Here is a 7,729-nt window from a genome sequence, read left to right as displayed (position 1 = left end):
CGGGCGCGGATTTGCCGTCGTTGTTTGATTCGGTGCGGGAGCATCTGGAGCTGGGGTACAAGTCGATCCGGATCCAGACGGCGGTTCCCGGGATTAAGGCCGTGTACGGTGTCGCCGCGCAGGCGCAGGCTTCGGGGGAGCGGTATGACTACGAGCCGGCCGGGCGGGGTGCGTTTCCGGTGGAGGAGGACTGGGACACCCGTGCGTACCTGCGGCACCTGCCTACGGTGTTTGAGGCGGTGCGGAATGAGTTCGGTCCGGAGATCCCGTTGCTGCATGACGGGCATCACCGGATGACGCCGATCCAGGCGGCGAAGCTGGGCAAGGCGCTGGAGCCGTCTGACCTGTTCTGGTTGGAGGACTGCACCCCGGCGGAGAACCAGGAGGGCCTGCGCCTGGTCCGGCAGCACACCACCACGCCGTTGGCGATCGGGGAGATCTTCAATACCGTGTATGACTTCCAGACCCTGATCAAGGAACAGCTGATTGATTACGTCCGGGCCGCGTCCACGCACTTCGGCGGGATCTCCCCGTTGAAGAAGGTGATGGATTTCGCGGCGCAGTACCAGATCAAGTCCGGTTTCCACGGGCCCACGGACATTTCCCCTNCACGCACTTCGGCGGGATCTCCCCGTTGAAGAAGGTGATGGATTTCGCGGCGCAGTACCAGATCAAGTCCGGTTTCCACGGGCCCACGGACATTTCCCCTGTGGGCTTCGCGGCGCAGCTGCACGTGGGCCTGGCGATCCATAACTACGGGATCCAGGAGTACATGCAGCATTCGGACAAGACCAACGAGGTGTTCGAGCAGTCCATGACGTTCGTGGACGGCTACCTCCACCCCGGGGACAAGCCCGGCATCGGCGTCGAGTTCAACGAAGAAGCCGCAGCCGCCTACCCCTACCAGCAGGCCTACCTGCCCTACAACCGCCTCATCGACGGAACGGTCCACGACTGGTGACCACGCGCTGCTGAAGGCCGGTTATTACCGCGCCCGGTCACGAGGTGGCGTGCCCGGGCGCGGCATCGCCGGCCGGCACCCCCACGAGCTGGGATTCCAATGGATGAAAGCCAACTTGGCGCGGGCCGGGGCGGAGGCGGTCCAGCGCCGGCCTCCGCCGGACAAGCCGCCCCCTACGACTCGCACTCCCTGCAGTACTTCTTGCCGTCCTTCTCCCTGGCGAGCTGGCTGCGGTGGTGGACCAGGAAGCAGGACATGCAGGTGAATTCGTCGGCCTGGACCGGCACCACCTGGATCAGGAGTTCCTCGTTCGAGAGGTCCGCCCCGGGCAACTCGAAGCTGTCCGCGAGCTCGGCCTCGTCCACGTCGGCTATAGCCTCCCGTCGGCCAGACTTCTGGGTCTTCAGCTCCTCGAAGCCGGCGTTCGGCTCTTCCTCGGGCGTCACCCGTGGAGCGTCATAGTCAACTGACATTGATGCGTTCTCCTGTCGGCTGGAAGCAGTTCGTTCTGAACAGAGCAACAACATGAAGGCGGGCCGCGTTATTCCCGACGGATAAGTAGGTAGACTGATCTAACTACTGTTGACCCAAGGAGCCGCTTTGTCCCTCCCGGAGATTGCCCGATCCGCCGCTCCCACTGCTTCCGCCGGTGCAGCCGCCGCCGCGCCAGCCCGTGCCGGCTCGACCAGGCGTAAGGCCCGAATACTGCTGCTTGACGCTGCAGCCCGGCTCTTCTACGCCCAAGGTGTGGGGGCCACCGGGATCGACGCCATCACCGCTGAAGCAGGCGTGGCCAAGAAGAGCCTCTACAACAATTTCTCCTCCAAGGCGGAGCTGGTGGCGGCCTACCTGGAAGCCCGGCATTCGGAGTGGCTCGGCCTGTACCGCCAGCGGCTGGAAACCGCGAAGACTCCGCAGGAACGGGTGCTTGCCGTCTTTGACGCATACATGGACCACGCGAATTTCGCCTACCGGGACGGGTTCAGGGGATGCGGGCTCCTCAATGCAGCAGCGGAACTGCCCGCGGGGGCGGCCGGGCGGGCGGCGGTCCGGAAGCACAAGGAAGAGGTTGAGGAGCTGCTGGCCGGGCATGTCGCCGAACTCCTGCCAGGGGATGAGCGTGCCGCGGGGCTGGCCCGGCACCTGGCTTTCCTGCTTGAGGGTGCCATGGCCAGGGCAGGGCTGGAAGGGGACGACCAGCGCCTGAAGGACGGCCGGACCATCGCTGCCCGGCTGTTGGAGGGGCTGTGAACCCGGGAGCCGGAGATTTCAAAGTGCCGCTCTGGGGCGCTTTATGCGTTGCCATCGCATCCGTGCTGTGGGGTACCACGGGCACGGCTGCCGCCTTCGCCCCGTCGGTGAGTCCGTTGGCCGTGGGCGCGGTGGCTATGGGAATCGGCGGGCTGCTCCAGGCCCTTTACGCCGTCGGTGCCATCGCCGGGCAGTGGCCGGGCCTGCTGGACCGCTGGCGACTGGTGTCCCTGGGTGCAGCGGCGGTGGCCGTCTATCCCCTCGCCTTCTACAGCTCGATGCGTCTTTCGGGGGTAGCAGTGGGAACTGTGGTTTCCATTGGCTCGGCGCCGGTGGCGGCCGCCCTCATTGAGCGCTTCGCGGACGGAAAGCCGCTCACCCGCAGGTGGATGGCCGGAGCTTTCCTGGGCGTCACGGGCGCAGCAGTGTTGTCCTTCGCCGGGCAGGGGCACGGGCAGGCAGCCGGTTCCCCCGGCGAGTCATGGACGCCATTGGCGGGAATAGCCCTGGGCCTGGTGGCCGGTGCCACGTATGCCCTGTATTCCTGGACAGCCCACCGCCTTATCGGCGGAGGGCTGTCCTCGCGGGCTGCCATGGGAACTGTCTTCGGCCTCGGTGGGCTCCTGCTGATGCCCGTGCTTGCGGTAACCGGCGCGCCCCTGCTGGAATCCTGGACCAATTTCTCGGTGGCGGCCTACATGGCACTGGTTCCGATGTTTACCGGCTACGTCCTGTTCGGCTGGGGCCTGGCCAGGATCCGGGCCAGCACTGCCACCGGCATTTCCCTGCTTGAAACGGTGGTGGCTGCAGTCCTGGCGGTGCTGGTGGTGGGTGAACGGCTGCCGCTGCATGGCTGGCTTGGCGCCGCCGTCGTGATTTTCAGCCTGTTCATCCTGACGCCGCGCAAGCCGGCCGCCGGCCCGGCGCCAGGGCCGCTACCGCCGTCGTAGTTCCGCGAACTCAATCGACGGGACGATCGCGCCGGCGTCCCGCTCCACGAAGTTGGTTCCCGGCGGCACCACGTCATCGATGGCGTCCAGAACGGATTCGCTGAGCTGGACGTCCGCTGCCCGCAGGTACGCCTGCAGGTGTTCCTCGCTGCGGGGCCCGATGATGACACTGCTGATGGCGGGGTGGCTGAGGGCGAACCCGATGGAAAGGTCCACCAGCGAAAGCTCCAGCTTGTCCGCCAGCCTGGCGAGTGCATCGGCCGCCAGGAGCTTGCGTTCGCTGGAGGGCCCGGAGATGTCGTACCGGCCGGGCAGTGAATGCACGCGGGTGGGTGCCTTGCCGGATTCCAGGACGAAGCTGCCGGACAGCCAGCCGCCGGCCAGCGGCCCGTAGGCCAGGACGCCCAGCCCGTATTGCTGGGCAATGGGCAGGACGTCGCGTTCGTTGCCGCGCACCAGCATGGAGTAGGGCACCTGGTTTCCCAGCGGCGGGATGAGGTGGTTGGTGGTGGCCAGCCACTGTGCCTCCACAAGCTGCGCCGGGGTGAAAACGGACGTGCCGTAATAGAGGATCTTGCCCTGGCGGATCAGGTCGTTGAGGGTGGTGATGGTCTCCAGGACATCGGTGTTGTAGTCCGGCCGGTGTGCCTGGTAGAGGTCGATCCGGTCTGTTTGGAGCCGGCGGAGGCTGCCCTCCACCGCCTGGGTGATCCAGCGGCGCGAGTTTCCGGAATGGGCCGGGTTGGCGCTCATCTGGCCATGGAACTTGGTGGCGAGGAAGACGTCGTCGCGCCGTCCGCGCAGAGCCCGGCCCACCACCTGTTCCGACTCGCCCTGCGAATAGACATCGGCGGTGTCGACGGCGGTGATCCCGGCGTCCAGCGCAGCCTGGATGATCCGGATGCCCTCATCGGCGCCGGTGGGGGCGCCGTGCGGTCCGCCGTTGCCTTCGCCGAAATTCATGGTGCCCAAAGTGAGCGGGCTGACCGGGGTACCCGACCGTCCGAATACCCGCAGTTCGCTGAGGCTCATCCCCGGTTCCTCCCGTTGCATAGCCACTAATGCCTTCGATCCTCACGAGGCTACACAGCTTCACGCGGGGCTGGCAGGCATACGCCTTAGTCCTTCGCTTTTCTTCGCACGGAGTAACGCAGGAGCCCGGGCGTGACGAATTATGGCGGGCGTTTCCCCCGCGGATCCGCTTATATTGGTGCATGGGCACCCCGAGCAATGATGAACAGTTCATCAAGTTGCATGACCTGATTATTAGCAGCAGCAACGTGAACGACTTCCTCACGGAGCTCTCCGAAGTGGCTGCATCCGCCCTGAGCGAGTCGGCGGGTTCGCGGGTTGAGTGCGGCGTGACATTGCGGCGACGCAAGCGCAGCGCCACCGTGGCGGGCAGCAGCGACCGGGCCAGGGAACTGGACAGGCTCGAGCAGGCTCTCGGTGAAGGCCCGTGCCTGGCCTCGCTGGAGACCATGCAGCCTGTTGTCCTGGCTGACGTGGAAACCGATACCCGCTGGCCGGAGTACCAAAAGATCTTGGCCGCCAACGGCTGCCGGAGTGTGCTGGGCGTGCCCCTCGCCCTGGATGAGGACCAGGCAGCGGCCCTGAATTTCTTCGCCTCGGAATCCGGCGTCTTCTCCGACGCTGTCATCAGCAGGGCCCAGGGTTTTGCCGACCAGGCGGGACGGGCCGTGCGGCTGGCCCTGCAGATCGCGGACGCCCGGAACATGGCAGACGACCTCTCGGCCGCCCTGCAGAACCGCACCACCATCGACTTGGCGTGCGGGGTGATCATGGCCCAGAACCGTTGCTCGCAGGAAGAGGCCATGGCGCTGCTTACCAAGGCCTCCAGCCACCGGAACCAGAAACTGAGGGACCTCGCCGCGGAAGTCCTGAACCGGGTGAGTTCCGGCTCCGTCAGCACGCACTTTGATCCGTAGCCGTTGCAGGCTGGCCTGGGGCCGGGCCGCTGCATTAGGAACGGCCGCCAACGCGTATTCGAACCGGCCGGGCCCGACGTCGGCAGGCGCCCGCCCGGGCAGCTACACCCTGGCGGTGGTTCCGGTAGGGACTTCGAATTCCCACTGCGTGTCCCGCCGGTTTCGTCTCGGCGCCGCCCTGCAATAATCTGAACCAACGGTTGTGCGCGGGGGTGCAGGCGCCCCGGTACAACAGGCAGCAACAGCAGCACTGTAAGTTCGGGCCACATCACACCAGACGAGGCGGACACGCATGACGGCTTCAGACCAGCAGCACTCATATCGTCCAGGGATGCCAACCGATCCTCCGGGCACCCTCCCTGCTGCGGGGGAAGCTGCTGCCGGCGGGGCCATAGACCCCCACCTGCTCCAGAAGCTCGCGGACGCCCATGGAGTGGGCACCTCCTTCCAGGGCTGGGACGGGCTGCCGCACACTGTGGCCGAAAGTACCCTGATCAAGGTCCTGGCTGCCCTTGGCGTGAAGGCGGACACCAACCCGGCGATTGAGGCCGCGCTGGCGGAAGCGGAACTGGCGCCGTGGCGGCGGATGCTGCCTCCCGCCGTCGTCATCCAGCAGGGCGAGCCGGCGCTGGTCCCGGTCCATGTGCCCGACGGTGCCGCCGTCCGGCTGGGCATTGCCCTTGAGGACGGGGCAGGCACCGTGGACGCCGTCCAGCAGGACGTTTGGGAACAGCCCAAGGATATCGACGGCGTGTCCACCGGCCGTGCCACGTTCGCCCTCCCGCAGGACCTGCCCCTTGGCTGGCACACCCTGACCGCCGAGTCCGGCGGCGCCACTGCCACGGCAACCCTGGTGGTGACGCCGCGCCAGCTGACCACTGCCAAGCCCCTCGAAGAGCGCCGCGGCTGGGGGCTTGCCACGCAGCTCTATTCCGTGCGCTCCAAACGGTCCTGGGGCATTGGCGACTTCGCCGACCTGGCTGACCTTGCTGCCATCAGCGGTGAGCGCGGGGCCGACTACGTGCTGGTCAACCCGCTCCATGCGGCCGAGCCTGTGCCGCCGGTGCAGCCATCCCCGTATTCGCCGTCCACGCGCCGGTTCTTCAATCCGCTCTACATCCGCATCGAAGCGATTCCCGAGCTTGCCTATCTGAAGCCGCGCAGGCGGGCGGCGGTTGAGAAGCTTCGGGAGGAAGTCGCCGGGCTCAACAAGGAGGCCGGCCGGCTGGACCGGAACGCCGTCTATGCCGCCAAACTCCAGGCCCTGGAAATGCTCTACCACGCCCGCCGCTCCCCGGCCCGGCAGGCCGCGTTTGACGAGTTCTGCCGGATCTCCGGGACCGGGCTGGACGATTTCGCGCTCTGGTCCGCCATCCGCGAAGACGTCGCGCCGGACGATCCCCTGTGGACGGACCCGGCCACTTCCCTGGGCACACCGCAGGCTGAAGCACTGCGCGAAAAGCTTGCGGACAGGATCGGATTCCACCGCTGGCTGCAGTGGATCTGCGATGAGCAGCTGGAGGAGGCCCAGAAGGCTGCCCTGCGCTCCGGAATGCGCCTGGGCGTGGTGCACGACCTCGCCGTCGGCGTGGACCACAGCAGCGCCGATGCCTGGACGCTCCGCCACGTGCTTGCTCCCGGCACCAGCGTGGGCGCACCGCCGGACATGTACAACCAGCAGGGCCAGGACTGGGGGCAGCCGCCGTGGCATCCCGCCCGCCTGGCCGAGGCCGGTTACATCCCGTTCCGGAACATGCTGGCCACCGTTCTGCGGCACGCCGGCGGCATCCGGGTGGACCACATCCTTGGGCTTTTCCGGCTCTGGTGGATCCCGGTCGGGAACGCCCCGGGTGATGGCGCCTACGTCCGCTACGACCATGAAGCGCTGATCGGCATCCTGGCACTGGAGGCCCAGCGCGCCGGGGCCGTCGTGATCGGCGAGGACCTGGGCACCTTCGAACCGTGGGTGCGTGACTACCTTGCCGCCCGCGGCATCCTGGGAACGTCCATCCTTTGGTTTGAGTACGACGGCGATTCCCCCCTTGCGCCGGAGAAGTACCGGACGCAGGCACTTTCCAGCGTCAACACCCACGACCTTCCGCCCACCGCCGGCTACCTTGCCGGCGACCACGTGGCGCTCCGCAGCCGGCTCGAACTCCTGGAACGGTCCGAGGAAGAGGAACGGGCCGAGCACAACGCCTCGCTGGAGAAAATGCTGGCCCTGCTGCGCGAGCGCGGCTACCTGCAGGGGGACCCCGGTTCGCTGGCGGTGACCGAGGAACAGACCATCGAGGCGCTCCACCTCCTGCTCACGCAGACGCCGTCGGTCCTGCTGGGCGTTGCCCTCGTGGACGCGGTGGGGGAGCGTCGCGTCCAGAACCAGCCCGGCACCACCGAGGCCCTGTACCCGAACTGGCAGGTCCCGCTGGCCGGGCCGGACGGCAGGCCGGTGTTCCTTGACGACCTTCCCGCCAACGCGCGGTTCAACTCGCTGCTGGCAGCGGTGGACGGTGCCCTGCGCAGCTAAGCGCCACGTGGGCCCACACCCGCAGGGTTCCCTGGCCGAGCTTGCGAGGCTAGGGTGCGGGTGGGGAGGGTCACTTCGCGCCCCATCCAAT

The 7,729-nt window shown here is 67.1% G+C and carries 6 protein-coding genes and 1 pseudogene; 5 read left to right on the top strand and 2 right to left on the bottom strand.

The window, feature by feature from the left end:
* Window positions 1-961, top strand: a pseudogene (locus U7114_RS18560) (enolase C-terminal domain-like protein); the annotation flags it as partial.
* Between the two features lie 173 nt (window positions 962-1,134).
* Here the strand turns inward: U7114_RS18560 and U7114_RS18555 are convergent.
* The gene (locus U7114_RS18555; RefSeq protein ID WP_157239592.1) at window positions 1,135-1,434 is read right to left on the bottom strand and encodes a DUF4193 domain-containing protein; all 300 of its coding nucleotides are present in this window, start codon (window positions 1,432-1,434) and stop codon (window positions 1,135-1,137) included.
* 229 nt (window positions 1,435-1,663) lie between these two features.
* On the opposite strand from U7114_RS18555, the gene U7114_RS18550 reads away from it, so the two are divergent.
* Together U7114_RS18550 and U7114_RS18545 are read left to right on the top strand one after the other, a co-directional pair.
* Window positions 1,664-2,212: a helix-turn-helix domain-containing protein gene (locus tag U7114_RS18550; protein ID WP_323058172.1), complete on the top strand. Its 549-nt coding sequence runs from the start codon at window positions 1,664-1,666 to the stop codon at window positions 2,210-2,212.
* Complete coding sequence (locus U7114_RS18545; protein WP_323058170.1) at window positions 2,209-3,162, top strand: DMT family transporter; 954 nt, start codon at window positions 2,209-2,211, stop codon at window positions 3,160-3,162. The genes U7114_RS18550 and U7114_RS18545 overlap by 4 nt, the downstream gene beginning before the upstream one ends.
* Here U7114_RS18545 and U7114_RS18540 read toward each other — a convergent pair.
* Window positions 3,148-4,194 (bottom strand): aldo/keto reductase, encoded by a 1,047-nt coding sequence (locus tag U7114_RS18540; RefSeq protein ID WP_157239588.1) that lies wholly within the window; start codon window positions 4,192-4,194, stop codon window positions 3,148-3,150. The two genes, U7114_RS18545 and U7114_RS18540, sit on opposite strands and share 15 nt — an antisense overlap.
* 182 nt (window positions 4,195-4,376) lie before the next feature.
* Here U7114_RS18540 and U7114_RS18535 point away from each other — a divergent pair, with 182 nt between their 5' ends.
* The gene (locus U7114_RS18535; protein ID WP_323058169.1) at window positions 4,377-5,111 is read left to right on the top strand and encodes a GAF and ANTAR domain-containing protein; all 735 of its coding nucleotides are present in this window, start codon (window positions 4,377-4,379) and stop codon (window positions 5,109-5,111) included.
* A 331-nt stretch (window positions 5,112-5,442) separates the two neighbouring features.
* Window positions 5,443-7,638 carry a 4-alpha-glucanotransferase gene (malQ, locus tag U7114_RS18530; RefSeq protein ID WP_323058168.1) on the top strand — a complete coding sequence of 732 codons (2,196 nt, stop codon included), beginning with the start codon at window positions 5,443-5,445 and terminating at the stop codon, window positions 7,636-7,638.
* Window positions 7,639-7,729 lie beyond the last annotated feature (91 nt).

The organism is Pseudarthrobacter sp. C1 (assembly GCF_034720455.1).
Taxonomy (GTDB): domain Bacteria; phylum Actinomycetota; class Actinomycetes; order Actinomycetales; family Micrococcaceae; genus Arthrobacter.
This window is presented reverse-complemented; position numbering and strand designations above follow the sequence as displayed.